The organism is Bradyrhizobium sp. CW1 (genome assembly GCF_023100665.1).
Taxonomy (GTDB): domain Bacteria; phylum Pseudomonadota; class Alphaproteobacteria; order Rhizobiales; family Xanthobacteraceae; genus Bradyrhizobium; species Bradyrhizobium canariense_D.
Genome location: NZ_CP064684.1, coordinates 2,615,458 through 2,639,787, shown reverse-complemented (window position 1 = coordinate 2,639,787; position 24,330 = coordinate 2,615,458). Strand labels below are relative to the sequence as shown.

The window sequence follows — 24,330 nt, the reverse complement described above, 5'->3', positions numbered from 1 at the left end:
CTTACGGCGTCACTGGATTGACGGTTGGGGACGTCTTCGGCCCCGGCCGCTCCGGCTCGATCGGGGAGTGCGGTTCGGTCGGGAGAATTTTGGCACCAGCGGCGCGCGCGGCTTCACCCGTGGTTGCGTACATCGCAACGTGGGCGGGCTGCGTCTTGGCGCGATTCCATGGTCCGTGATCGACGATGAGCATCGCAGCAATCGTCACCGCGGCCACAATCAACGCGATTACGCCGGGATGGCGAAGCGCTGAGGACATGGAGTTTGCGAAGCGATCCGTTGCCATCGTGGAATCCATAGGCTTTTCCTCTCACAGGTTAATGCAATCGCGTCCTGCGAGTTCCGCCCTTGGCCAAGGCAAGTTCCAGGCCGATACGGGAACCTGATCGCCCCCAGGCGCTCAGTGTTTCACATCCGGCCGCGCATCGCCGACGAACTGGTCGCGGTTCGGCATCTTGACCGCCGCAAGCGATTTGGCATCGAGCGTCGCATCCGCTCCCACCAGTCCATTCAGGTTCAGGATGTACGCGGACACCGCATAAACCTCCTCATCGCTCAACGATTGCGGCGCGTTCTGCGGCATCGCGCGGCGGATGTAGTCGAACAGCGTCGGCGCATACGGCCAATAGCTACCGACCGTGCGGATCGGCCTTGGCGTTGCGATCGTGCCCTGCCCACCGACGAGCCGGTCACCGAGCCCGCCCTCGCCTTTGTCGCCATGGCATGATGCACATTGCTGGGCGAACACCTCGCGCCCTTGGCTCACCGAGCCGCTTCCCTTCGGCAGAGTGCTGCCGTCGCGTCCGATATCGATATTCCAGCCCGCAATCTCCGCAGCCGTCGCGGGCCGTCCGAGGCCGTACGGGGCTTGCGCCTGCGCGCCACTCGCGAACGCACACAGCACGATGACGACAGCAATGCCGCAAGTCTCACGCCAGCGCATTGGTCACCTCGCCGTCAGCCGCGATGCGCCAAGGCCAGATCGCGTTGTTGTGGTAGAAATAGTTCTCGCCGCGCACCGCGAGCAACTCGGAGAGCGTCGGCTGCACGTAGCCGGTCTCGTCGATAGCACGACTCTGGATCACGGCAGGCTTGCCGTCCCACTGCCAGGGCAGGCGAAAGCGCGTCAACGCTCGCGTCAGCACCGGCTCCTGCAATTGCGCGGATTGCCAACTCTTTCCCTCGTCGACGGACACTTCGACGCGCGCGATCTTGCCATGCCCGCTCCAGGCTATACCGGTGATCTCGTGGAAGCCGGACCCGTTCAGACGCTGGCCGCCCGAAGGCCGCGTGATGATCGACTTCGCCTCCATGTAGAACGAAAATTCACGCGCGGTGCCGTCCGGCAGCAGGTCGGTGTATTTCGAGGTCTCTTCGCGCGAGTAAACCGGCTCAGCCGTCACATGCAGGCGGCGGAGCCACTTCACGCTCATATTGCCCTCGAAGCCCGGCAGGAAGAGCCGCAGCGGATAGCCCTGCTGCGGGCGCAGCCGCTCTCCGTTCTGGCTGTAGGCCAGCATGGCGTCCTCGAGGCATTTCTCGATCGGGATGCTGCGGGTCAGCGCAGCCGCGTCGGCACCTTCGGCGACGATCCATTTGGCATCCGGCTTCAATCCGGCCTCCTGGAGCACCAGCTTGAGGCTGACGCCAGTCCATTCTGCACAACTCACCAGACCTACAAGGTCCGACGCGGTCTTGCCGTAAGGCTTGCTGTAGCCTGGGTTGCCGGAGCATTCGAGAAAGTGGACGCGCGATTCCGACGGGAAACGCCTGAGATCATCCATTGTAAAAATCAGTGGGCGCTCGACCAGCCCGTGCAGCATCAACCGGTGCTGGGCCGGATCGATGGTCGGAACGCCGCCATGGTGCCGCTCGTAGAACAGTCCGTTCGGCGTGATGATGCCGTCGAGCTCCTGCAATGGCGTCCGGCTGGAGGCCGAGATGTACTGCTTGAGCGTCTTCGAGATGTTCTTGACGACGCCTTTCTCGAACGGTGACGGGGCGCCGTAGGGCTGGCTTCCCATCGGTTCGCCGGGCGCCTTCATCCATTCGGGAATGTTGGGTGGAAGGTTGTCGGTCTCGGCGGCAACCGATGCGCGGGCGCCCAGGACGGTACCACCCGCCACCGCAGCACCGCCGCGCAGAAAGCGGCGGCGAGTCGTCCCCGCGGGTTTGTCGAATGTTCTGCTCATTGGCGGATCCTCGGCTGAAGCGCGACCCGCATGAAACATTCTGCGACGAGCATTTGCAATTCGCACCTGTTTCAAAAACAGTCGATTTCCATCTGGACTGATCTAAATCCGGTGGCGGCGACGGCAGTTCTCTTCTTCGCAATGCACAAACGGCTCGTCCGTCACTCGCCCGGCGCGATCGCATTGCTCGGGGTCGGCCGGTCGGCGATCTGCTGGCCGAACAGACTGCCGATCAGTTCGACCGCGGTGCGCGCGGTGCGGCCACGCTCGTCGAGAAACGGATTGAGCTCGACGATGTCGACTGATCCGACCACGCCGGAATCGTGCAGAAGCTCCATGATCAGATGCGCCTCACGATAGGTCGCGCCGCCCGGCACCGTCGTGCCCACGCCGGGTGCGACGCAGGGGTCGAGAAAATCGACGTCGAAGCTAACATGCAGGACGCCGTTGCTGGCCCTGACGCGCTCGATGACGCGGCGGATCAGCACGGCGACGCCAAACTCGTCGATCTGGCGCATGTCGACAACCCTGATCCGGCGCGTGCGCATCAACTCCTTTTCGAGCTTGTCGATCGAGCGCGCGCCGAACAAGTCGAGCCGGTCGGGACCGATCGGAGCACGGGGGTCATCGCCGAGCAATCCGTCGAGGCCGGGTTCGCCGCACAGGAATGCCGCCGACATGCCGTGCATGTTGGCGGTGATCGTCGTCTCCGGCGTGTTGTAGTCGGCATGTGCATCGAGCCAGAGCACGAACAGCTCGCGTCCGCGCTCCTGCCAGTGACGGGCCATGGCATTCACCGATCCCATCGACAACGTGTGATCGCCGCCGAGAAAAATCGGCAGCGCGCCGGTTTTCGCGATCTCGTAGCCTCTGCGGCTCAGCACGCGTGTCCAGCGCTGGATTTCGCGGTAGTGATTGGCTTTGTCGGGGGGCCTGTCTGCGAGGTCCCGGAGCTCGGCCACCGAGAGATCGCCGTAATCGACGACCTCGAAATCCAGGCTCTCGAGCAATGTCGCAAGGCCGGCGGTGCGGAGCGCCGCAGGGCCCATCAGGGTACCGCGCTGCGAAGCCCCCATGTCGATGGGAGCGCCGAGCAAGGCGATGCGCCGGGCTCGATCCGTCGTGGTCCGGTCGGTCACAGCTGTCTCCTGAGATCAGCAAGCTTGAGCCAGCCTAACAGAGATTCGCATCCGTCGTTTCACGGGGGCGGTCGGCGCGGGGGGCGCATCGTCTCGGAACAAAAGCCCGCGCGCCGAATTGCTCATGCAAGGCCGGTACCCGCCGTAAAACCACGGCGCCTGTCGCGGATAGCCAAAGGTCATGCGACCCGCTGTTCAGAACGAGCGCTCGCGCGGATAGCCAAAGGTATCGGCCTCCGTCACTTGATCAGCCCGGAGGTCGCGCACTTGAGCACGGAGATCCCGCAGTCCACCTCACATCCCGGCATGGCCGAGCGCGCCATTGATGTCGCGACGGACGTATCCCGCACCATCGGTGAAGTCGCAGGTGGCCTGCACGCAGCTGTCGACCGCATGACCTCCGCAATCGACGACGCGCGCAAGCCCGGAAAACCCCTCGCGACCGTCGCCGCGATCACGCGCGAAGCACCGCTTGCCAGCCTGTTCGTTGCTTTCCTGTTCGGCGTCGCGGTGGCACGTCGGCGCTAGAAAGACATCAAACTTGCCCTACTTCGGCTTGGCGCCTGAGAGCTTCCGCACAACGTCTTTAGCGTTGGGGGCAAATAGCGCTTCTGGGAGTGGGATTGCGTTCTTTCAGAAACACCCAGCAGGCGTGTCCCTTTCGGTCACCGCAGAAAGAGGCGACCTGCCGCGATTGGGATCATCATCGCAATGAGAGCCGGACTTTTCCTCACTGATCTCATCCTAATTGTCGCCGATAAGCAGCGGCATTTTCGAGTGCCGTAGAATGATTGATCCGCACCAGGTGAATACGATTATCTCCACGACCATTTGCGCATTTTTTGCACATTACCCAGACGCAAAAATAGGAATTGAAGAAGCCAAGCTGCTCGCGAAGCAAATTGCGGATGCTCTCAACGAGGCGGGACTGCAGATTTCTGCCCCCGATCCGGCGAGTCCAGAAGCTGACTAGATGCCGCTGGGCGATCGTCCAGAGCTCATGTGCGCCACTCTTCCTGACCGGAGATCGGCTGTCGTTCAGCTGGTTCGTTCCTGGCGCTCAGCCAGTTGGGTCCTCAATCACAGCTCCGGCTCTTTCGATCCTCTTCGGCACCAGAATTGCTGCTTATGACAAGAAGGGCTTGCAGTAGCGGTGCACACCACGGACGACGGTCGACGCCCCGGGCCGCACGTGGGGTAGACCATAAGGCCACCTGCGCCCGTTGGCTGATATCTACTCCTATCGCAGCTGCCGCTAATGGCTCCTGAGTTGTATTGCGGTCTCGACTTTGACGAAGATCAGGTCGCGCTCTCGCCCATCCCAGGTGCGCTCTGTGGATCGAATCCACTGCGAAGCGGCTCATAGGAACAATTCAAAAAACCGTGAGTTTGAATACAAGAAATCCGAAAAGCGAGAGAGGGATGTGATGACGCGGTCCGTGGAAGAATTGAGGCGTGAGTCCGAGCGAAGTCGCGCTGAGTTGGCCGCTACGGTCGATCGGCTGAAAGAGCAGGTCTCGGAGACGGCCGAGGACATCCGCCATAAGGTGTCGCCGCAGCACATCAAGTCGGAAGTATCCGACTATGTCACCCACACGACGAAGAGCTGGGTGGACGGACTGAAACAGCAAGTTATGGACAACCCGATGCGGAGCGTGGCCGCCGGGACCGCCGTGGTGGTTCCACTCCTACGCTTGGCGCGTGGTGTCCCCTTGCCGCTTTTGATGATCGGTGCCGGCTTGGCGCTCACCTCGAAAACCGTGCGAGACCGCGCCGCCGAGGTTTCCGGCCCTGCGATGGACAAGGCGAACGAGGTTTTCGAGGACATGGCGGATCGAGCGCGCGCCATGCAAGGCGATCTCAGGGATCAACTATCTTCCGCCCGCAATCAGGCCGCGAGCATGGCCGACGAGGCGCAAGATTCGACTGCCGGTCTCGCGGCGGATTTACGCGCACGGGCCTCCCAGGCCGCCGAGACGATTGGCGAAAAGCTCAAGAGCGGGGTGGATGCGGCGAAGGACAGTGCCTCCGCAGCTAAGGACGCTGCCGGAAGGGCGCCCGAACAAGCTCGCGCGATCATTAGCGATAATGCCGCGCTAATCGCCGGTCTTGGGGTGGCGATCGGAGCCATTATCGCAGCCGCTCTTCCGGAAACCAAGGTTGAAGCCAAGGCCATGAGCCAGGCGAGCGACGGCGTGAAGCGGGCCGCCGCCGAGGCCGCTCAGTCCGGATTTGACGCCGCCAAAGATGCCGCAATGTCGGCAGCCGACGCGGCAACAAGCAGAGTCGCCGAGGCCGGCCTCGGTGAGCATGCCAGCCGCATGACTCAGAACCTCGCTGACTCGCTCAAGACAGCCGCCGACGACGTCGTCGGAGCCGCTTTCAATCCCTCCCGCAATTCCAATACCTGAAGGAACACACCATGAGCGATCTAGACCTGAGCAGAGGCACGAATTCAAATGAAGATCGGAACGCGGGTTCTCCGAAGAACCTGAAGGACCAAATGGCGGAGGCTGGAGCGACTGTGAAGCAGCGGGCCGACGAGGCCTTCCGGGCAACCGCTGACATCGCCCAGGACAAGTTCAAGGAAGCCGGGGATGCGGCCAAGGACCTCGCTTCGGGGACCATGGACCAGATTCGCGGCCAGGCACGCGAGCAGCAGCGGACTGGAGCCGAGTTCATTGAGCGACTTGCCGGCAATGTTCGGGAAGCGGCTCGCGCCTTCGAGAGCGATGTGCCTTTTGCCGCCCGCGGCATCAACTCCGCCGCGGACTATGTTGAAGATACCGCCGAGAAGATCCGCAACGGCAGCTTCCGCGATCTCCTCGATGGCGCAACCGATTTCGCAAAGCGTCAGCCTGCCGCTTTCCTTGGCGTTTCGGTGCTCGCCGGTTTCGCCGCCGTCCGTTTCCTGAAGGCCTCCGGCGGTGACTCGCCTTCATCGCGACCTGGGATGAGTAGTGGAACGTCGTCGACGCAGGGCGACACGTGGCGCGGAAGCACGTCTTCCACGGGAGCCGGGCAGGCTTCCATGCAGGGCTCATCGGTATCCGGCAACAATCCGCAGCGAACGACGTCCTTCAAAGGCGGCAGCGTATCATGACCATTCAGCACGATATCAAGACAAGCCAGAACGATCTTCGGACCATCTCCACGCTTGTAGCGGACGCGATGGGGCAGTTCGCCAAGCTGTTCCAGAACGAAATCGACTTGGCCAAGGCTGAACTCAGCGACAGAGTGCAGAAGATAACGGGAGCAGCAGGCTTCATTGCCGGTGGCGCCCTTCTGGTGACCCCCGCCATTGTGATGGCGCTGTTCGCATTGTCGGCGGCGTTGATCTCCGCGGGATGGTCGCAACCGCTTTCCTACCTGACATCCGCGATCCTCGCTGGCGCCATTGCGGGCGTGCTGTTTGCGGTCGGCATCAATCGGATGGACGCCCGTAATCTTGCGCCGCGGGAGACCATCCGGCAGCTGGAAAAGGACAAGGACACCGTGAAGGGAATGGTCCGATGAGGAGCACGCAAACCGGCTTTTTCGACAATCTGGTCGCAGCGGCCAAGGAAAATCCCCTTGCCGCCGTTCTAATTGGAGGCGGCGCGCTGTGGCTTATGGCTGGTGACGACAGGATCAAGGGCGCAGCTCGGTCGACGGCGGCCGCCGCGTCCGGTGTGGTCGATGGCGGGGTGAGCACGATGCGGACTGCGGCATCGGCGATCCAGCGCACTGCGGCGCCGCCCACGGCGCCCGAAATGGATCACATAGGGTCCCTCGATGGCGAAGACACGTTGCAGTCAGCCAAGGACGCTGCATCCGGCGTTCTGTCAGGAACCGCGGACAAGATGAGGGCTCAGTTCGAGGACGGCCTAGAGATGGCGCGGGACGGCTTCGCTAAAGTGCGCGACCAGATTCCGGGCGGCGAAGCCGTCTCAAAAGCAAAGTCGTCATTGTCTGATGTGCTCGAAAAGCAACCGCTGGTGCTTGGCGTCGTCGGCTTGGCCATTGGCGCCGCAGTCGCAGGGGCATTTAGAACCACCGACATTGAGAATGAGTATGTCGGAGAGACCAGCGATGCTGTGAAGGCCGACCTGAACAGCCGTGTTGGTGCCGTCTCGCAGGCGTTGCGCGAAAACTCCGACACGCTGTTAGCAGAGGTCTCCGATACCGGCGGCGAGGCTCTGGATCGAATCAGGCAGACCGGGATGGATGCAGTCGAAGCAGCCCGTGAAAGGGCCAAGTCGCCTAATGTGCTGTGACCACTGAAGAGTCGTCGCGACGTCCGCGGCGACTCTTCCGAATTATTCCGCGTACAACATCAGCGCATCATCTAGGGGCCCAGCTCGCGCTCCCGATTCGTGATCAGCGCTCCTCGTAGCAGTAGATCTGCTTCGCATCGCTCAGAAGTGGCTGTTGAAAGCGACCTTATGGGATCTTGATCGCGAAGCTCAAGTGTTCAGGCGGCACTGACGGCGGCGCACTCGGCTGCGAAGAATTGCCGCTCGAATGCTTCCGCCGGCATCGGACGGCCGAAGAAATAGCCCTGGCCTTCCTCGCATCCCATGCTCACCAGGAAATCGGCCGTCGCGCGGTTCTCGATGCCTTCGGCCACGACCGTGAGACCGAGCTGTTTGCTGAGACCGATGGTCGACCCGACGATCGCGGCATCGTCGGAATCCGCGAGCAGACCGAGCACGAACGAGCGGTCGATTTTGAGCCCGTCGAGCGGAAACTTCTTCAAATAGCTCAGGCTCGCATACCCGGTACCGAAATCGTCGAACAGGACGCGGACGCCGAGCTGCTGGATGCGTTTGAACATGTCGAGCACGCGGGCTTCGTCATGAAGCAGGATGTCCTCGGTGACCTCGAGCTCCAGCAGCGACGGCGTGAGCCCCGTCGCTTCGAGCATCCCCGCAACCGAATGCGCCAAATCGCCGGAGTGCAACTGCGAGGGCGACAAATTGATCGCGACGCGCACGCTGTCGCCGGACAATTCCCAGGCGCGTGCCTGCCGGCAGGCGGTCTCCATTACCCAGTTGCCGATCCGCTCGGACAGGGCCGAGCTATTGACCACGGGCATGAACTCTCCGGGCGAAACGTAGCCGCGCACGGGATGCCGCCAACGGATCAGCGCTTCGGCCCCGACCAGGCTGGCGTCGATCAGGCGAACCTGGGGCTGATAGAACAGCTCGAACTCGCCGCGATCGGCGGCAAGTGCCAATTCGCTTTCCAGCGTCAGCCGGTTCTCCAGCTCCTCCCGGATCGCGCTCTCGAAGATCACATGGCCGCCGCGCCGCGTCAGCTTTGCCTTGCTCAGAGCGAGATGGGCATTGCTCAGGAGATCGTCGGCGTTGTGGCCACCTTCCGGATGGATGGCGACGCCGATGCTGAGCCTGACGCGGTGCTGCCGCGTGCCGGTCGCAAGCGGCGCTTCGAAGGCGCGCGCCATGCGCTCGGCGTACTCCGCGATCGGCTCGTCGCCATCGGCGCCTTTGCGCGCAATGGCGAATTCGTCTCCGCCAAGCCGGGCAACGACAGCGCCGCACGCCTCGGCTCTCAGGCGACCAGCGACCGCCTGCAGCACGAGATCTCCGGCGGAATGACCGAGCATGTCGTTGATGCTCTGGAAGCCGTCGAGCCCGATCACGAGCAGCGCGACCTCGCAAGGGCGCTGCCCCGCATCCGCGATCATGCCGACCAGTCCTGCATGCAGCGTGTTGCGGTTGGCAAGACCGGTCAGCGCGTCGTACTCGGCGAGATATCTGACGCGTTCGGCCTCACGCTTGCGGACCGAGATATCGCGCAGGATGGCTCCGTACTGGAAGCCGTCCGTTCCCTGCCAGCCCGAGAAGCTCGCCTCGACCGGGAAAGTTTCACCGTTCTTGCGCCGCCCTTCGAACTCGACGACGACCGCCCCGCCAGGGACCAGGAGTGCCTGGCGCGCGGCGTCGCGCATGGACGGCCTCGCGTCACCGTCCCCCGCCACGGCGCACAACGTTTCGAACGGGCGGCCGATGATCTCGGCGGGCAGATAGCCGAAGATCGCACTGGCGCCGGGATTCCACACGGTGATGAGCTGATCTTCGTCGGTGCAGATGAGGGCATCGCCGAGTGACATCGCGATACGATGAAAGCGGCTTTCGGCGATGCGCCCCAGGAGACCTCGGAAATCGATTTCGTCGAGTGCAATTGCCGTCAGATAGGCGACAATCGCGATGTGGAACAGCGATGTGTCGATGATGAAGGGCCATCTTGCCTGCACGAGGACCGCCACCAGCTCGAAAACCGCCCCGACCGAGATCAGGATTGCGGCGCGAATTCCCGGTCCCAAGCGGCGCCACGAATACACCATCAGCAGGCAGATCCCAGCGAGACCCAGGATCATGCCGGTATCAGAGGTCCAGCGCAGCATCCGGTTCTGGAGGATCGATTCCGCTGCCAGCGCCTGGAGGATGGGTCCGGAGATAATGCGGCCATTCGGAACGCTGAAGCGGTCGCCGAGTTCGAGCGCCATCGCTCCAATGATAATCTTCTTGTCTCTCAGCTTGTCGAGAGTGGCGGTTTCGCCGCGGAGCACGTCGACGTAGGAGACACTCGGAACCGAGCCCGCCCGAATGCTGAAATCGATCAGGAAAGGCGGCCGCCGATTGGCGTCCTGCCCGGCCAGCACGACGGCCATCGACGGCATCACGGCCTCGCCGAGCTTCTCGCCGAACGGATAGCGGCGAACGAGCCCGTCGGATTCGATCGCGACATTGACCAGCGCCGGCCACGACTGGTTGCCGAACGGCTTCAGGGGGCGATTGATGTGAGCTGCGCCGCCATTCGGCGCGGGCTGCTTGAAGGACGGCAGGATGGTCGAGCCCCCGGCCTCACGCAGCGCTTTGACGAAAGCCTCGTCGGAGGCCGGATCGGATGGCGAGCTGAAATCGACGTCGAAAGCGACGTCCTGCGCCCCCGCGGCCTCTAACCTGTGCAACAGTTCCGCGTGCAGCCGGCGCGGCCAGGGCCACACCCCGATCTGATCGATCGAGGGCGCGTCGATGGCCACCACGACGACATTGCCGGTCGCGGCACGCGATTGCCAGGCGAACCGCAGGTCGGTCAGCGCGTTGCGAAGCGCACCATGCCACCCCGTGGACAGCACGATCGCCAGCGCTGTCACGACAAGAATATGCGGCCGAAAGCGTCCCACCCGATCCTCCTGCGCACCCGCTTCCGCAGGTGCGCCCCCTCATCCCCTAAGACATCGCCTCAGTGCTTGTTGTGGCCAAGGGCATTGCCGTGACCATTGCTGCCGTTGCCGCCGCCATTGCCGTTGCCATTGTTACCCCGGCCGTTACCGGTGGCGCCGTTGTTGCCGTTACCATTGCCGGAATTCCCACTGCCGGAATTGCCGTTACCGGATTTGCCCTTGTCCGGTTTGGTCTTGCCACCGGAGTCTCCGTTGCCGCCGCCAGAGCCGTCGCTGGATGCACCGGCCGTGGTGGCGGCTATTGTCGTGCTCGCAGCCGACGAACTGGTGCCAGCCGTCACGCCGCTGCTCGTGGTCACCGCAGTCTGGGCGGTGCCGTTGGATGCCGTTGTGCCCGCTTTCGAGTCGCCCCAGACCGTCTCGGTGCTGGCGTAAGAGTTGCGCGCCTGTCCGGGGGCACCGCCGCCGTGGGCGAGCCCGTGCGTGACCTTGTGGACGTTCAGCTTGACCTCGCCCAGCGAACTCGAGATGCGCACGACGCCGGGCTTTGCAGCATCAGCCTTGGCAGCACCGCCCTTGGGCGCGTGAGCTCCGGCCGCCTGTTGCGATGGCTTGGGCGCGGCGGCCGCCTTGGCGCCCTTGTCGATCGGACCGAGCGCATGGATCGCATGGCCGTTCGCGGCGTTGCGCGGGGCCGACAGGCCCGATTTCGGCACGGGGACGCGCTCGATGCTCGAGGCGCGCGGCTTGCCGTGCTCGATCGGATTGAAGGTCCCGGAGCCGCTGAGAGAAAGGCCGGGCTTGCCATGCTCGAAGACGGTGGCGGCCTGCCCCGGCAGGACCTGGGCGATCTGTCCCGTCTTGAAGTCGGAGACCTCGACCTGGCCGCGGAGCACGCCGACTTTGGTGCTGCCCGCATTCACGGTAACGCTGAACTGCGTTCCCTTGACGACAGCGGCGAGATAGGGCGTCTCGACCTCGAAATGCTTGACGTTGCGCTTCTCGACCTCGAGCAGGATCGAACCTGCCTGCTGGATGATGGTGGTCGAAAGGCCTTCCTTGCTCTCGGTCGGTAAACCCACCACCGAGTTGGGAGAGATCAGGATCGTTTCCTCGCCGCGGACGAGCAGCACGCGGCCATTTCGTCCGGTGCGAATGGTATCGCCGGGCCTGAGTGCCTCCTGTTGGTTCAGCGAAACCTGCTGCGCGCCGCTGGTGGCGACCCAGACCTCGCCGCTGGCCTTGCCGACCGACCAGACGCCCTCGTCCGCGGCGGATGCGACGGAGGCCGTTCCCAGGATCAGCGCAGCCGCGAAGGCGCACCGCATTCCAATTTTGCTCAGCATGACGATCCTCAGTCCCCGTTACAGCCGGCCTTGAGGGGTATCCGAAATCACTCAACATAGGGTTAGCAGGAAGCGGCCACCGGAGCGGTCGCGTTAACCATTCGTTGACCATAAAAAACTATGAAAAATCATGTGGCTAACGAACCCCTACCGCTTCACGGGCGCATCTCCGTCAAACTACGGGGACAAGCGAGTCGCGCGCGTTGGGAAGCGGCATGTCGTTACCACAGCGGTGCTGTTGGCGCCGATCTTCGCGGGAGTTCCTCAGGCTTTCGCGCAGCAGGCGAACCAGCCAGGGTTCGATCCGCGCCAACCTCAGAAATATTTTGAAAACCAAGCCGAGCGGGAATCGCTGAACCGTCCGCCGGTCAGGCTCCCGACAGTCGACCAGCCCAACACCGGCGGCGATACCAAGCCTCAGTTCGTGCTGCGCGGCATCGAGGTCAGCGGAGCCCGGGCCATTTCCCGCGATCGCATCGCCGCGGTCTACCAGCCCTATGTCGGCAAGAAGGTTTCGCAGGCGGATCTCGCCGCGATCGCCGGCGCGATCAGTGATCTCTACCGCGCCGATGGTTTTCACTTGAGCCGTGCGATCGTGCCGACGCAGGACATTGCCGACGGCCTGCTCCGGATCCAGGTGATCGAAGGCGCCATCGTGCAGGCAGAGCTGAAAGGCGACGGCGCCGAGCAGTTCGGCGTTAGACCGATGCTTGGGCCGGTTCTGGCCGAGCAACCGTCGCGCCTAGCAACGCTGGAACGCCAGCTCTTTCTCATTGGCGGCAGACCTGGCGTCCGGATCACCGATACCGCACTGGAGGAGATCGGCGGTGCAACCGGCCGCTTCCGCCTCATCGTCTATTTGAAGACATGGCACGTCTTCTCCTCATTCGGTCTGGACAATCTCGGCTCATCATCAGTCGGTCCGTGGCAGACCTACGCGACCGGCGCGTTCAATTCCTATCTCACGCCCGGCGACACGCTGGGGGTCAACCTGTCGACCATCGCCAATGACCCCCGCCAGCTCGGCTTCGCACGGCTGTCCTACGATGCACCGGTCGGTGTCGACGGCGTGCGTCTCGGCGGGTCCGTGCTGTATAGCGCGGTTAGGCCGGGCGATGCCCGCCGCCTCGACAGCGACATCACCACGACCGAGGCGTTCGAGCTGCGTGCCAGCATCGTCCCATTGCAGTCGCAATCCTCCTCGCTGACCCTGACCACGGCGACGACCTTCAGCAACGTGTCCGAGCATGACCTTTACGGCCCCTGGTACAACGACCACATCAGGACCGCGAGCCTGACCGCCGACTACCGGCTCCAGGATCATTTCGGCGGCACCAATTTCGCGACGCTGACCTACCGTCAGGGGCTCGACATCTTCGGTGCCTCGCATTTCGACGACGACCTGTTGTCGCGCGACGGCGCGTCATCGAACTTCTCCGTGCTGAACCTCTGGTTCACGCGCTACCAGACGCTCAACGACGTCTGGTCGCTCAAGCTCTCGGCTGCGAGCCAGACGGCGTCACGGCCGCTGTTCACCTCGCAGCAATTCTATCTCGGCGGCGCCGCCTTCGGGCGCGGCTATGGCGCAGCCGAGATCAGCGGTGACAACGGTCTTGCCGGCTCGCTCGAACTGCGCTTCGACCAGAAGCTCAATTTCCGCTACTGGACCGGCTATCAGCTCTACGCCTTCGGTGACGCCGGCGCAGTCTGGAACCACGGTTACCGCCTGAGCGAGGGCCTGTCGCTGACCTCCGCCGGAGCTGGCGTACGGTTCTTCCTGCCGGACGATTTCCAGGCCGATCTCGGCGTGGCCGTCCCCCTGAGCTACCGGGCGCCCGACAACGAGCGCCGCAGCCCGCGCTTCCTGTTTACCCTGTCAAGCGCGTTGCGGCTCTGCTCCGAACGCGGCAAGGGCGGTTGTCTGTAAACCCCTTGTCCTTCGCGCTGTCGCCCGCGACATGCGGCCCCTTTTTGGGCCCAGGCCCACAGCCTTGCCTAAATTTAATCCCGTAACCTGCTCACGATCGCTCGATCCGGGAGTTCCCAATGGCCATGTTCAGTCAAAAGTGATTTGAGACGGAACCATGAAAAGGGTGTTTGCAGTTCTGGCGTTTCTCTGCGTCCTCGGCGTCGGCCAGTATTTCGTGGTCAGCCGGTTCGCGATCCGCCATGAGGTGTTGACCCTGTTCGACGCCGCCCGCCAGCGGCCGATTGCGGTCGAAATCGCTGTACGGCGCGATTACGAGACCAAGGCCAATCTCGGCCTCTGGAAGCTCCCGCTCGCCATCATCAGCAACGGCAATACCGTCAAGGCCACTGAATATTCCTTCCTAGCCAACGTGCTCGCCGCACGCGGTTATCTCGTCGCCAGCATCCAGCAGGATCTGCCGAGCGATCCGCCGCTGATGACCAAGGCCGGTCAGCAATATGTCGGCCGGCGCGATGTCTATATCCGCTGCGAGGCCAACATCCTCTTCACCTTGGGCGAGTTGAAGCGGCGGCAGGAGAACGCCGACTACGACCACGTCACGCTCGTCGGCCATTCCAACGGTGGCGACGTTTCGATGTATGTCGCCCATCAGCACCCGGAGCTGGTGTCGAAAGTGATCACGCTGGACAATCTGCGGGTGCCGTTCGTGCTTAGCGACAACATGAAGATCCTGTCGTTCCGCTCGAAGGATCCGCATTTTGTAACCGATCCCGGCGTGCTGCCGACGCCGGAAGAGGCCAAGGCGCGCGGCATTGACATTATCCACACTGGCGCACAGCATACCGAGATGAGCGATCGCGGTCCCGATGCGGTCAAGGAGAAGATCCAGGCGACACTCGACCGCTTCCTGCGCGACAGCGCCAGCAGCGCGCTCGCCCCGGCCGATACACGAAGCCCGATGATCATGAACCCCGGCGACTATTAGTCCGGCCCCTTTGCGGCAGATCAAGGCTGCCGCGAGCCGACCACGATAGAAAGGGCCTCGCCATCTCGGAGAGGCACGTGTCGCACTCCATCGAAAGCCTTGATACAAAAAGACTCGATACGACAAGCTTTGGCCTGCCCGCGGCAAGGACGCCGAGATTCGCCCGGCATCTCTATCGTTCGGCTCGCAAGCTGCTGCGGTCGATCATCGCCCGCATCGACCTCTCGCAGTTTCCGGGTTCGTGTTGCGGATGAGGACGGCGTCGCGAGCCAACAACACGCAGGGCTTCCCTATGCACCGGCATTTAAGACGAATTTACCTGCTGGTTGCAGTGCCCTCAAGCGCGGGCACGTCGTCCGCTCCTGCCTAGCGTAATTTTGAAATGGAGGAAGTACTCTTGTCCCGTCCGCTTCTGGCGCGCTGTCATCGGCCAACCTCAGATTGGCGCAGCTCGCGACCACAAATGGTCTGACGAGGCTCGCGAACCGGCGCAGCTTCGATGCCTTCCTGCGGGAGGCCTATGTCAAGCACGCCATTCTATCGGTGCTGCTGATCGACATCGACCAGTTCAAGGGCGCCCTGGGCCACCAGGCCAGGCACGGTTGCCTCCAGCGCATTGCCGAGGTGATCGGAAGCGCCACCGCAAACACGGGAAGATTGTCGGCGCGGTATGGCGGCGAGGAGTTCGCGGTGATCCTGCCCGGCGTGAACGAAGAAACGGCGGTGAAGGTGGCCGACGCGATTCGGATGCTGGTCGCTCGTTTGCAGATCCACCATCCGCGCTCGCCACGAAAGTACGTGACGATAAGCCTGGGCGTTGCCGAAAAGGGCGACGCCACCACGGATGAGTTGGCGCTCACCCGTGACACTGACATCGCCTTGTACCACGCAAAGGAACAGGGCCGGGACTGCTCGGTCGCAGACTCCTCGCTGGTATCCTCGCGCCTGGAAATGCCGTCGCTGGTGCCCTCACTGCCTGATCTGGAGGGCGCGTGATGAGAGCACCGGACAAGCGAGGGACATGGCGAGTTGAGTTCGAGCGGGCCATTTCGGCGAGCATGATGGCGATCGACGGAACGCGGCAGCGCGCTTGCACTTTGAAAGACGTATCTGACGTCGGAGCCAAGCTTTCATTGAGGGCTCCGTGGAGGGGCCGCTTTTGAAGGAGTTTTTCCTGGTGCTCTCGTCCACCGGGCATTGCTTATCGCCGATGCGAACTGGGGTGGGTAAACGGCGGCGAAGTCGGCGTGACCTTCATCAGACAGGACCACAAAAGACCGATGAAAGCCCAACCTACTGGCACCCGCTGACCAAACCTGGATGGCGAAGAAAGCTTGGTCGCTTCACATAAAGCCCGGGGCAGGTACTGGGCCCAACTGCCGAAATCGCGGGATGACATCAGCAGCATCGGAAACTTAAGCCGCATGCCGTGCTCGAAGGCCATCGTCAGGCCGGCTTCGCTGGCGCCCGGCAGAAATGCCGATACTTGCGGTCCGCCACTCTCGACGGCCAGGCGGAGCGCTGTCGTGAGGGCGGTGGCAGCGGCGCTGAACTGCAGGACCGCGACTGGTCCGATATGGCCGACGGTGTCGACGCAACGTAGCCGGCCCAATCATCCCCGTCGTACAGGCTGAAGCCTCGCGTCCGGCTGTGTTGATGAGATAGCGATGGTGCTGCTTGCGGGATACTCCAGGCATCCGCTCATCCCCCTTCCAGAGCTACGTCGGGCACAATCTTCATCGGCCTACCGCACGCCGGGCACGCCTTCCGGACGGAATAGGGCACTGCCATTGGATTTCCCTACCGCCCAATCGTAATCTCGCTCTCGACATCTACGCAACTGCATCCATCAGGCTTGACGTGGGTCCCGCAAGCCATTGAAATCGGGCTTTCGGTGATGTTGCGGGGGTGCGTCATGGAAGAGTTTTACAGGGGCTTCGCGCAACGGGCGCGCGATCTGGCGGAGAATGCCGATCCCTTCACTAAGCGGCGGCTGCTTGACCTAGCCCAGCGGTACGATCTCAAGAGGCGACCAGGCGCCGCGAGCGGGTGGTCCCTTCCGCCGCAGCGCGCCACGCCACCGACGGTGCTGTTCTCCGGCGCTGGCGAAGCCTGAAACGCTGGCAATCCCCGTCAATCGGCCTGCGCTCCGCGTCGTACTGCCGAGTTGATTCTTGGACGGTTTTCGGGCCAGGGCTCAGGCGTCGAAGCGCTAACTCGCCTCGAACCGAACGCCGATGCGCATCTCCTTCCGCCACACGATGCGGCAGGGCAGCTTGCTTCGATCCGCGTCCACGATAAGCGTGAACCGGTCCGGAATCCCGACGGGTGATATCACGTCGAGCGAGGCGCCCGTCTCCGACAGATTGCGGATGGTGCAATCGATCGCGCCCCCGCCGAACGAGATCGAAGCCGCTTTCAGGATTCGCCGCCGCTGTGCCGCCCGATGTTCTTGCATAGGTACGTGCGGGACTGCCGAGACCCGCGTTAACGCGCGAGCTGGCTGGTTCGGGGCTCTCCCTCGGCGAGCTTGCGCGGACCCTGGTTAATGTGTCGTTCCGTCGCTTCGCTGATTTTCCACAACGTAGTGATGGATTGTTTACTATCGAGCGGTGGCGCCCGGGAAGCGCCATCCGCCATTAAGACCTGCGTGCGAGCATGCGCCGCCGCGAACTCGGCAAAGCCCTAGTCCCATTGCGGGTCGCAGGATTCGTGGCGTTGGCTTGCCTCGCCATCCTGGCGCTCAGCGGATGGCGCGAGTGGGAGTCCCGGGAGGTCGATCTTCGAAACGCGGAAGTCGACATGGCCAACCTCGCCAGGTCGCTGACGCAGCACGCAGAGGACACATTCGATCTCGCGGACACTATCCTCACAGGAATGGTCGACCGCATGGAGATCGGCGGAACGACCCCGGCGGCCGTCGCCAAGATCCAGACTTTCCTGCAAGCCAGGAAGTACAATCGGCAACGTATCCGCGGCATCTTCGTCTACGACGAGACCGGCCGCTGGCTTGCCACGACTGAAGAAGTCGACCTCGCCGGCCTCGACAACAGCGACCGCGACTACTTCCGGCGTCATCGAGCTTCGAACGATCGCGGGACCCTGATCGGTCGTCCGGTTAAGAGCCGGTCGCCAGCAGCGATCTCAATCCATGGTCCCGAAACTTTGAAAGCGACAATGCCGGCTTAGCTCCAACCGCGTCGCAGAAGAAGATCGCGAAGCCCCGTGACGCCAATGGAAGACGCCGTCGGCTGCCGCGCGTGCTTCCGAATATTGTCAAGCGCAACCGCGGCACCCCCAAAAAGCCGGGCCAGGGCCCGAGCATGTGGACGCACTATTACGAGCACTGACATTGAGAGACATCCACCGGATTTTATCGCGCCGATGAAGTCATCTCCCGCGATCGTTCGCCGGGAACCCCCGGACAGCCCTGCGTGTTTCCTGTCCGGAAACCACTCCGGAGGATGCCATGGGCTTTTTCACTAAAGACATCAAAACACTCAACGACCTCTTCGTGCATACGCTGCAGGATATCTATTACGCTGAGCAGCAGATCGCGAAGAACTTGCCGGACATGATCGAGAAGGCGACCGATTCAGGCCTCAGGAACGGCTTTCAGATGCATCTCTCCGAGACCAAGGGCCAAATCACGCGGCTGGAAAAGGTGTTCGAGATGCACCGAGTCGAGACCAAGGGGGTCGACTGCCCTGCCATCGATGGCATCCTAAAGGAAGCGAGTGAAGTCGCAGGCGACATCGACGACAAACAAGTTCTCGATGCAGCCCTGATCGCGGCGGCGCAGGCCGTCGAGCACTATGAAATCACGCGCTACGGCACTCTGATCGCCTGGGCCAAAATGCTGGGCCGCGACGATTGCGCAGCGGTCCTGCAGCAGAACCTCGACGAGGAGAAAGCGACGGATCAGAAGCTTAACACTATGGCACTGCGCAGCGTGAACCAGAAAGCAGCGTGAGCCGTTAGCAAGCGAGGCCGCCCGCATGCGGGCGGCTAGCCATTTAGCAGGAAAAGATGGACCCCGAAATTCTCAGAGCGGCAGCTGCGGCCATCACGATAATTGCGGCCACGATGGTCGCGGCTAATTTGAACGCGCGGATTACCGTGTGCGGCTTCGCCATCTTTACTGTGGCTTCCATTGCCTGGATTGCTGACGGCGTGCTTGAAGGCAAAACCTCGCTTGTCGTCCAGAACGTCGTGCTTCTCCTGATCAACGTTTTGGGCGTGTGGCGCTGGCTGCCGCGCGCTGGCAAGGAAGCCGGCGCGATCTAAACCTGCGACGCTTTTAATCGACAGGCTTGTTTTGTGTCGGCGGTCGCAGCGGGCAAGCGGCGCTTCCCCTGCTTCCGTCAAGGCGCCGATCGTTCTGCAGTTCTCGAAGCTGAAATGGAGCATGAGGAAAGGGCCGAGCTCTCGCGAAGGATCTGGAGCCGTGCAGCGCCGCTTGGAAGCCAAGGAGGAGGACTGACCGATGCCGCGTCCGGCTGCAGCTCCCGTGATCAAAGAATTGACGCCCGAGGAAAGACGCGAACGGCGTCAGCTTCGGCGCGAGAAACAGCGCGAAAGCAATATCGCTCGCGCAGCGAAGATGCACCGAAGCCGGCTCAAAATGGAGAGCGAGGGACTGAAGTCCGCGCCGGCTTTGAAGAAGACCGTCTTCGTAGGGTGTTCCGGCTGGCGTTACTGGAAATGGCGGGACTCATTTTATGCGGAAGTGCCACAGCCGGACTGGTTCGTGCATTACGCATCTGCCTTCGACACGGTCGAGATCAACGCTTCCTTTTATTCATGGCCGACCGTCGCGAATGTTCAGGCGTGGCGCCGTCAGCCGGGCGGCAAGGATATCGTCTACACAGTCAAGGTCTGCGAGCTCATCACACACGTCAAAAAATTCAAAGGTACAAAAACGCTGATCCGGGATTTCGGCATCATCGCGGATATTCTCGGCGAGCGGATGGGCTGCTTTCTTTTCCAGCTGCCGCCGAGCTTCCGCTATACCAAAGCCCGGTTGAATTCGATCGTCAGCCAGCTCGATCCGGCCCGCCGCAATGCGGTTGAGTTCCGTCACAAGAGCTGGTGGAACGAAGATGTCTACGGTGCCTTCCGCAAAGCGGGGATCATCTTCTGCTCTTGCAGCGGTCCGCGTCTCCCTGACGAGCTCGTCCAGACGGCTGACGAGGTCTATGTCCGCCTCCATGGACCTGAGCGCTGGTACCGGCACAATTACTCAGACGAGGAGCTTTTGAAGTGGGCCAGCAGGATCAAATCGAGCGCCGCAAAGAGAGCGTGGATTTATTTCAACAACGACTACGACGCCCATGCGCCGCGAAACGCAAGAACGCTGCACCGCATGCTCTCTTCTTCCCACCCCCAAGCGGCAGACCGCCCTTTCCACCTAGGAACCTGCGGCGCCAAGGACGCTTAACCTGGGCGTTCCGCGAAGATGCCCTCCGCGAACGCCTCGGTCGCAAGGGGTTCAAGCGGAGTTCGCATGTTTTTCTGGTATTCAGCGCTGATACTCATGGCCGATGCTCTCCAGGTGATGGATATGCGGCTTCGCCAGCTTGCGGCGGGTAATGGCACCTCCGATGAAATGTTTCTTATGGTGACGGAGAAGCTCGAGGCTGCTGCAGAGGCTCGCACCATTTTCATCCGCGGTGGCGATTGCAGTCACGTCCTTGATCACTACCGCAAAGTGGTTGCCGCGAATATTGAGAGATTATCGGCCAGGTAACAAACCGGGTGGGGTCTTACTTCTCGCCGGCGCTTTTCCGGCTCATGACAGTAGTGGGAGACCAAACCCGTCTGTTCTTGGGTTCTCAAAGAAACGCGTGACCTACAATTGATGATTTCTCAACGAGGTCGCGGCGGTGCCTGTACCAAATACCAGGTGACCCGAATGGTCTCTTCTTACGCTCGCGACTAGCGCTACTCGGTTCCAACGGAGCGTACGATATTCTTGCCCGCTCGACCGGCAGCCCTTCCTGCTTTTAGAGGCCGTGGTGAGCTGCGACGGCCTGTTCGGAATGCTAATCGTATCTATCAAAAATACCTCGGGGTTGCGCTTGGGATCTGCGCGTGTTTGTCCAGCGGGACGGGATCAAACTTCTCGGTCATTCTATTCTTATCTTATTCTGGGGGTAAAGATTGAGAGCGTTCCATTGCTGCGCTCTGTTCCTCCCATCGCCGCGCCCTACCTCAAGGTTCTGTATCCATCACCTTTGTCGCCGTTGATTTAGCAATTCTTGCATATCTTTTTGACGGTCTGGTCGACTTTGCTGTTCTCCTGATCGATCTTGGCGTCACTATCGTGTTGATCAGTGGTCGTCGGCCGACCGATGCCGCCCGCGGCGGCTCCCTGTGTGTTAGTCGCAGGCGTTCCCGATGAAGTTGCGGTTCCCGCAGCGTTGGTGCCGGGGCTTGCCGGGTTCGTGCTATTTCCGTTGACCGCCCCCTGATCGCGCCCGGATTGAGGGCCCGGTGTACCATTGGCGATACCGGTTATCGCATTCGTGGTGCCCGTCGTTGGATTTGTATTTGCATTTGGGGCGGTAGCCGATGGGCTTACAGTCCCGCCCGAGTTCGCAGCGCCCGCTGCTCCTGTAGCGGACGGAGATGCCGCAGTCGAACCACCTGCACCTGCAGAGGACGACGCACCGCCAGCGCTTCCACCGGCAGACCCGCCGCCACCGCCACCGCCGCCACCGCCACCCCCCCCACCTTGAGCAAAGGCTGCGCAGGGGATGACGAGAGCTAACGCAAGTGCAATGCCGGAGTGTTTCATGGCGCGGCTCCTTTCGCGACCAAGCCACGCGGCTGCGTTTCGTTCCTAGGCGTTGTTGAAGCCGTTTCCGCTGCCCGAGATCCAGTACGGGCCAAGTCGGTCGTGCAAAGGTGCAGCATCAGTTCTACAAAAGGGATAGGCCTACACTTTTGGGGGCGCGCCCCAGGGGGTGAAGGCCGGCGACCGAACTATAGGCGAGACCAGGCGTTATCGACATCATGTCAGACGCTTTCGATTACTTCCGGGCTTATGCTGTCCGCGCTCCGTGTAAGGCTCGATCCATTCCGCACGGCAGGATGAGGCATCTGCAGCTGCCGGGCGGGCGGATGTTTAATCTCCTCAAGAAAGAAGCCGCTTACGGCCCGAATGCACAGCACCTTGAGGACTTCCGGGCAGCCCAGAAGCTTGAGAGGTCTCTCGACTGTCCTCCCGGGGAAGGCTCGAGCGCTGGAAACCGTTCTGGTCCGCCGAGGTTTCAGGACGCGCGACGGGAGGCTTGTTGAGTGCCTTCTCTCAATGCCCGCGGTGTAGCAAGCCTCCTGCGAGAATACGCGCAGCGCACGGCACTGCGTGGCGGCAACCCCTACCGGACAAAAGCCTATTCCCGGGCCGCTGACAGCCTGGCAGCTCTTGCCGTCCCACTCGATGTACTTGTCGCCGAAGACCGGCTCACCGAGATCCCCGGCGTCGGCGATGCGATAGCGGACATCATCACCAAGCTCCACAAGACCGGCACTCATCCGAGTCTCGAAACGCTGCGCAAGGAGATTCCGGAGGGCGTGCTCGAGATGCTGTCGGTGCCCGGCCTCAGCCCCGAGAAGGTGCTGCGTCTATACAAGGATCTCGGCATCACGTCCCTTGCGGAATTGGAGGCGGCGGCGAAGGACGACCGCATCAAGAAGGCGAAAGGACTCGGCGCGGCACTGCAGACCAAGATTCTGCAGAACCTGGCCATCGCGAAAGGCGGAGAAGGTCGCCTCCATCTGCACCGTGCGGCCGCCCTGCTCTCGCACGCTAAGGATTCGCTTCGGAAGGCCTGGCCGGAGCTCAAGCGGGTGACGATTGCAGGCGACTTCCGCCGCGGCTGCGAACTCGTCGGCGATCTCACGATCGTTGCGGAGGCTGCTAAAATCGAGAAGGCGCCGAATGCTTCGGCGGCGGACGGACTGCAAATCCGCTTGTCCGACCGCAAGCACTTCGGTGCCGCCCTTCTTTTCGCCACCGGCTCTGCCGCTCACCTTGAGCAGCTCCAGGCTTTGGCCGCGGAGAAAGGAATACGGCTGGAGAACGACGGGTTGCACAAGGATCGCACCCTGATCGCCGGCGACGAGGCCGAGATCTATAGCGCCCTCGACCTGCCGTTCATCGATCCTGAACTGCGGGAGGGGCGCGGAGAGGTCGAGGCGGCTCTGAAAGGCAAGCTCCCGAAGCTCGTCACCGACCAGGACCTGCGCGGCATCCTTCACTGCCACACCGATGCCTCCGACGGCACCGAGACCCTGGAGACCATGGCCAAGGCCACGCGCCAGCGAGGCTTCGAGTATTTCGGCGTGGCTGACCATTCCAAGTCCGCCCACTATGCCGGCGGTCTCTCCGTTGAGGAGATCGCGCAGCAGCACCGCGAAGCGGATCGACTGAACAAGCGCTTCGGCAAGGACTTCCGGATCCTCAAAGGCATCGAGTCCGACATCCTGGCGGACGGGTCGCTCGACTATGACGACGACGTGCTGGAGCGCTTCGATTTCGTGGTCGCGAGCATCCATGGTCGCTTCAAACTGGACCGGAAGGCGCAGACGCAGCGCCTGCTTCGGGCTATTTCCAACCCCTACACCACCATCATCGGTCATATGACCGGGCGGCAGCTCCAGCGGCGGCCCGGCTACGACATCGACGTCGAGAAGGTGCTGCGCGCCTGCGCCAAGCATGACGTCGTTGTCGAGATCAATGCTCATCAATGGCGGCTCGATCTGGACTGGCGCTGGCACCAGGCCGCCCTCGAGTTCGGCTGCATGCTGAGCATCAATCCGGACGCGCACTCGATCCCCGAACTCGACCACATGCACTGGGGCGTCCTGATGGCCCGAAAGGGCGGCGTCCCTGCCGACCGGGTCCTGAACGCGATGAAGCTTCCCGAGATCACGCGCTACTTCCGCCAGAAGCGGCGCTCGCTCGCCCGCGCCGCCTGATGCCGGAGGCGCACGATCTCTCGCTCGAGGGAAAGGTGACGGCGGTCGCCGCCGACCCTGGGCACCACTTCAGCAAACCAGTCCAGGACCATATCGTTCTGGTGGAGGGCCACGGCGTCCAAGGCGACGCCCACGCCGGCCCTTTCGTCCGGCACCGCTATCTCGCCCGCCGCCGACCTCGCCTGCCCAATCTCCGGCAGGTCCACCTGATCCCGGCCGAGCTTTTTGCATTCCTCTCGGAAGCCGGCTTCGAGGTGTCAGCGGGGGATATGGGTGAGAAACAACGACTGGCCTGGACCTGGAGCGGATGCCGCTCGGCACCTTCATCGAGTTGGGCCCCTCGGCCATCGTCGAGCTGACCGGTCTCCGGACGCCCTGTCTCCTTATCGACCGCTTTCGGGCCGGCCTGAAGCGACAGGTGCTCTCGTCGGCGGAAACGGGCCCTCCGTTCAAATCCGGGGTGCTCGGCGTGGTACGGGCCGGCGGGATGGTCGCGGCCGGTGATACCGCCCGGGCTCGCGTCCCGTCTTCCCCCTTTCGGCCACTGCCGGCCGTGTAGAA

24 protein-coding genes and 2 pseudogenes are annotated in these 24,330 nt (G+C 62.5%); 18 read left to right on the top strand and 8 right to left on the bottom strand.

What is annotated here, in order from left to right:
- Position 1 precedes the first annotated feature (1 nt).
- From IVB54_RS12805 to rocF, 4 genes are all read right to left on the bottom strand, one after another.
- A complete protein-coding gene (locus IVB54_RS12805; protein ID WP_247469649.1) occupies positions 2-298 on the bottom strand; it encodes a hypothetical protein in 297 nt (98 codons plus the stop codon).
- Positions 299-400: 102 nt separating this feature from the next.
- Complete coding sequence (locus tag IVB54_RS12800; protein WP_247335291.1) at positions 401-943, bottom strand: cytochrome c; 543 nt, start codon at positions 941-943, stop codon at positions 401-403.
- Positions 930-2,192: a sulfite dehydrogenase gene (gene soxC, locus IVB54_RS12795; RefSeq protein ID WP_247567119.1), complete on the bottom strand. Its 1,263-nt coding sequence runs from the start codon at positions 2,190-2,192 to the stop codon at positions 930-932. The genes IVB54_RS12800 and soxC overlap by 14 nt, the downstream gene beginning before the upstream one ends.
- A 161-nt stretch (positions 2,193-2,353) precedes the next feature.
- Positions 2,354-3,331: an arginase gene (gene rocF, locus IVB54_RS12790; RefSeq protein ID WP_026232832.1), complete on the bottom strand. Its 978-nt coding sequence runs from the start codon at positions 3,329-3,331 to the stop codon at positions 2,354-2,356.
- A gap of 267 nt (positions 3,332-3,598) precedes the next feature.
- Here rocF and IVB54_RS12785 point away from each other — a divergent pair, with 267 nt between their 5' ends.
- The 6 genes from IVB54_RS12785 to IVB54_RS12760 all read left to right on the top strand — a co-directional run bounded on the left by IVB54_RS12785 (position 3,599) and on the right by IVB54_RS12760 (position 7,587).
- A complete protein-coding gene (locus tag IVB54_RS12785) occupies positions 3,599-3,859 on the top strand; it encodes a hypothetical protein (RefSeq protein WP_247335302.1) in 261 nt (86 codons plus the stop codon).
- A gap of 259 nt (positions 3,860-4,118) precedes the next feature.
- On the top strand, positions 4,119-4,304 hold the full coding sequence (locus IVB54_RS12780; RefSeq protein ID WP_018454877.1) for a hypothetical protein: 186 nt from the start codon (positions 4,119-4,121) through the stop codon (positions 4,302-4,304).
- A gap of 454 nt (positions 4,305-4,758) precedes the next feature.
- On the top strand, positions 4,759-5,742 hold the full coding sequence (locus IVB54_RS12775) for a DUF3618 domain-containing protein (protein WP_247361406.1): 984 nt from the start codon (positions 4,759-4,761) through the stop codon (positions 5,740-5,742).
- A 92-nt stretch (positions 5,743-5,834) separates the two neighbouring features.
- Positions 5,835-6,434, top strand: a complete 600-nt coding sequence (locus IVB54_RS12770) for a hypothetical protein (RefSeq protein ID WP_247296978.1) — start codon at positions 5,835-5,837, stop codon at positions 6,432-6,434.
- Positions 6,431-6,847 carry a phage holin family protein gene (locus IVB54_RS12765; RefSeq protein WP_018454880.1) on the top strand — a complete coding sequence of 139 codons (417 nt, stop codon included), beginning with the start codon at positions 6,431-6,433 and terminating at the stop codon, positions 6,845-6,847. The genes IVB54_RS12770 and IVB54_RS12765 overlap by 4 nt, the downstream gene beginning before the upstream one ends.
- Positions 6,844-7,587 (top strand): hypothetical protein, encoded by a 744-nt coding sequence (locus IVB54_RS12760; protein WP_247372835.1) that lies wholly within the window; start codon positions 6,844-6,846, stop codon positions 7,585-7,587. The genes IVB54_RS12765 and IVB54_RS12760 overlap by 4 nt, the downstream gene beginning before the upstream one ends.
- A 197-nt stretch (positions 7,588-7,784) precedes the next feature.
- On the opposite strand, the gene IVB54_RS12755 is transcribed toward IVB54_RS12760, so the two are convergent.
- Positions 7,785-10,523, bottom strand: coding sequence for an EAL domain-containing protein (locus tag IVB54_RS12755; protein WP_247454845.1), 2,739 nt, complete (start codon positions 10,521-10,523; stop codon positions 7,785-7,787).
- Between the two features lie 59 nt (positions 10,524-10,582).
- Positions 10,583-11,869, bottom strand: coding sequence for a FecR family protein (locus tag IVB54_RS12750; protein ID WP_247454843.1), 1,287 nt, complete (start codon positions 11,867-11,869; stop codon positions 10,583-10,585).
- A 130-nt stretch (positions 11,870-11,999) separates the two neighbouring features.
- On the opposite strand from IVB54_RS12750, the gene IVB54_RS12745 reads away from it, so the two are divergent.
- The 4 genes and pseudogenes from IVB54_RS12745 (at position 12,000) to IVB54_RS12730 (ending at position 16,094) form a co-directional block, all read left to right on the top strand.
- Positions 12,000-13,796, top strand: coding sequence for a POTRA domain-containing protein (locus tag IVB54_RS12745; protein ID WP_247454841.1), 1,797 nt, complete (start codon positions 12,000-12,002; stop codon positions 13,794-13,796).
- Positions 13,797-13,953: 157 nt separating this feature from the next.
- Positions 13,954-14,784 (top strand): alpha/beta hydrolase, encoded by an 831-nt coding sequence (locus IVB54_RS12740; protein ID WP_247454840.1) that lies wholly within the window; start codon positions 13,954-13,956, stop codon positions 14,782-14,784.
- Positions 14,785-15,225: 441 nt separating this feature from the next.
- A complete protein-coding gene (locus IVB54_RS12735; RefSeq protein ID WP_247454838.1) occupies positions 15,226-15,780 on the top strand; it encodes a diguanylate cyclase in 555 nt (184 codons plus the stop codon).
- Positions 15,780-16,094: pseudogene (locus IVB54_RS12730) on the top strand (PilZ domain-containing protein). Before IVB54_RS12735 ends, IVB54_RS12730 begins: the two are co-directional and overlap by 1 nt.
- Here the strand turns inward: IVB54_RS12730 and IVB54_RS12725 are convergent.
- A complete protein-coding gene (locus IVB54_RS12725) occupies positions 15,986-16,396 on the bottom strand; it encodes a hypothetical protein (RefSeq protein ID WP_247454860.1) in 411 nt (136 codons plus the stop codon). The pseudogene IVB54_RS12730 and the gene IVB54_RS12725 sit on opposite strands and share 109 nt — an antisense overlap.
- A 303-nt stretch (positions 16,397-16,699) precedes the next feature.
- Between IVB54_RS12725 and IVB54_RS12720 the strand changes: the two genes are divergently transcribed.
- Positions 16,700-16,900 (top strand): hypothetical protein, encoded by a 201-nt coding sequence (locus tag IVB54_RS12720; RefSeq protein ID WP_247454836.1) that lies wholly within the window; start codon positions 16,700-16,702, stop codon positions 16,898-16,900.
- 96 nt (positions 16,901-16,996) lie between these two features.
- Here IVB54_RS12720 and IVB54_RS12715 read toward each other — a convergent pair whose 3' ends face one another.
- A complete protein-coding gene (locus IVB54_RS12715) occupies positions 16,997-17,242 on the bottom strand; it encodes a PilZ domain-containing protein (RefSeq protein WP_247409420.1) in 246 nt (81 codons plus the stop codon).
- Between the two features lie 344 nt (positions 17,243-17,586).
- Here IVB54_RS12715 and IVB54_RS12710 point away from each other — a divergent pair, with 344 nt between their 5' ends.
- The 7 genes and pseudogenes from IVB54_RS12710 (at position 17,587) to IVB54_RS12680 (ending at position 24,328) form a co-directional block, all read left to right on the top strand.
- Positions 17,587-17,973, top strand: coding sequence for a hypothetical protein (locus IVB54_RS12710; RefSeq protein WP_346658852.1), 387 nt, complete (start codon positions 17,587-17,589; stop codon positions 17,971-17,973).
- A 280-nt stretch (positions 17,974-18,253) separates the two neighbouring features.
- Positions 18,254-18,757: a ferritin-like domain-containing protein gene (locus tag IVB54_RS12705; RefSeq protein WP_247409418.1), complete on the top strand. Its 504-nt coding sequence runs from the start codon at positions 18,254-18,256 to the stop codon at positions 18,755-18,757.
- Positions 18,758-18,813: 56 nt separating this feature from the next.
- Entirely contained in the window at positions 18,814-19,071 is a 258-nt protein-coding gene (locus tag IVB54_RS12700; RefSeq protein ID WP_247372815.1) for a hypothetical protein, read from the top strand.
- A gap of 199 nt (positions 19,072-19,270) precedes the next feature.
- Positions 19,271-20,224 carry a DUF72 domain-containing protein gene (locus IVB54_RS12695; protein ID WP_247372813.1) on the top strand — a complete coding sequence of 318 codons (954 nt, stop codon included), beginning with the start codon at positions 19,271-19,273 and terminating at the stop codon, positions 20,222-20,224.
- A 66-nt stretch (positions 20,225-20,290) separates the two neighbouring features.
- Positions 20,291-20,533 (top strand): hypothetical protein, encoded by a 243-nt coding sequence (locus tag IVB54_RS12690; protein ID WP_247372811.1) that lies wholly within the window; start codon positions 20,291-20,293, stop codon positions 20,531-20,533.
- Between the two features lie 1,553 nt (positions 20,534-22,086).
- Complete coding sequence (locus IVB54_RS12685; protein WP_247777261.1) at positions 22,087-23,769, top strand: DNA polymerase/3'-5' exonuclease PolX; 1,683 nt, start codon at positions 22,087-22,089, stop codon at positions 23,767-23,769.
- Positions 23,769-24,328 (top strand): annotated as a pseudogene (locus IVB54_RS12680) (MOSC domain-containing protein). Before IVB54_RS12685 ends, IVB54_RS12680 begins: the two are co-directional and overlap by 1 nt.
- Positions 24,329-24,330: the final 2 nt, after the last annotated feature.

What these genes read in the sequence shown, in the direction of transcription:
- IVB54_RS12805 (WP_247469649.1), bottom strand. Translation starts at nt 298, where the DNA reads ATGGATTCCACGATGGCAACGGATCGCTTCGCAAACTCCATGTCCTCA.
- IVB54_RS12800 (WP_247335291.1), bottom strand. Translation starts at nt 943, where the DNA reads ATGCGCTGGCGTGAGACTTGCGGCATTGCTGTCGTCATCGTGCTGTGT.
- soxC (WP_247567119.1), bottom strand. Translation starts at nt 2,192, where the DNA reads ATGAGCAGAACATTCGACAAACCCGCGGGGACGACTCGCCGCCGCTTT.
- IVB54_RS12780 (WP_018454877.1), top strand. Translation starts at nt 4,119, where the DNA reads ATGATTGATCCGCACCAGGTGAATACGATTATCTCCACGACCATTTGC.
- IVB54_RS12775 (WP_247361406.1), top strand. Translation starts at nt 4,759, where the DNA reads ATGACGCGGTCCGTGGAAGAATTGAGGCGTGAGTCCGAGCGAAGTCGC.
- IVB54_RS12770 (WP_247296978.1), top strand. Translation starts at nt 5,835, where the DNA reads ATGGCGGAGGCTGGAGCGACTGTGAAGCAGCGGGCCGACGAGGCCTTC.
- IVB54_RS12765 (WP_018454880.1), top strand. Translation starts at nt 6,431, where the DNA reads ATGACCATTCAGCACGATATCAAGACAAGCCAGAACGATCTTCGGACC.
- IVB54_RS12760 (WP_247372835.1), top strand. Translation starts at nt 6,844, where the DNA reads ATGAGGAGCACGCAAACCGGCTTTTTCGACAATCTGGTCGCAGCGGCC.
- IVB54_RS12750 (WP_247454843.1), bottom strand. Translation starts at nt 11,869, where the DNA reads ATGCTGAGCAAAATTGGAATGCGGTGCGCCTTCGCGGCTGCGCTGATC.
- IVB54_RS12745 (WP_247454841.1), top strand. Translation starts at nt 12,000, where the DNA reads ATGTGGCTAACGAACCCCTACCGCTTCACGGGCGCATCTCCGTCAAAC.
- IVB54_RS12740 (WP_247454840.1), top strand. Translation starts at nt 13,954, where the DNA reads ATGAAAAGGGTGTTTGCAGTTCTGGCGTTTCTCTGCGTCCTCGGCGTC.
- IVB54_RS12720 (WP_247454836.1), top strand. Translation starts at nt 16,700, where the DNA reads ATGGAAGAGTTTTACAGGGGCTTCGCGCAACGGGCGCGCGATCTGGCG.
- IVB54_RS12715 (WP_247409420.1), bottom strand. Translation starts at nt 17,242, where the DNA reads ATGCAAGAACATCGGGCGGCACAGCGGCGGCGAATCCTGAAAGCGGCT.
- IVB54_RS12710 (WP_346658852.1), top strand. Translation starts at nt 17,587, where the DNA reads ATGGCCAACCTCGCCAGGTCGCTGACGCAGCACGCAGAGGACACATTC.
- IVB54_RS12705 (WP_247409418.1), top strand. Translation starts at nt 18,254, where the DNA reads ATGGGCTTTTTCACTAAAGACATCAAAACACTCAACGACCTCTTCGTG.
- IVB54_RS12700 (WP_247372815.1), top strand. Translation starts at nt 18,814, where the DNA reads ATGGACCCCGAAATTCTCAGAGCGGCAGCTGCGGCCATCACGATAATT.
- IVB54_RS12695 (WP_247372813.1), top strand. Translation starts at nt 19,271, where the DNA reads ATGCCGCGTCCGGCTGCAGCTCCCGTGATCAAAGAATTGACGCCCGAG.
- IVB54_RS12690 (WP_247372811.1), top strand. Translation starts at nt 20,291, where the DNA reads ATGTTTTTCTGGTATTCAGCGCTGATACTCATGGCCGATGCTCTCCAG.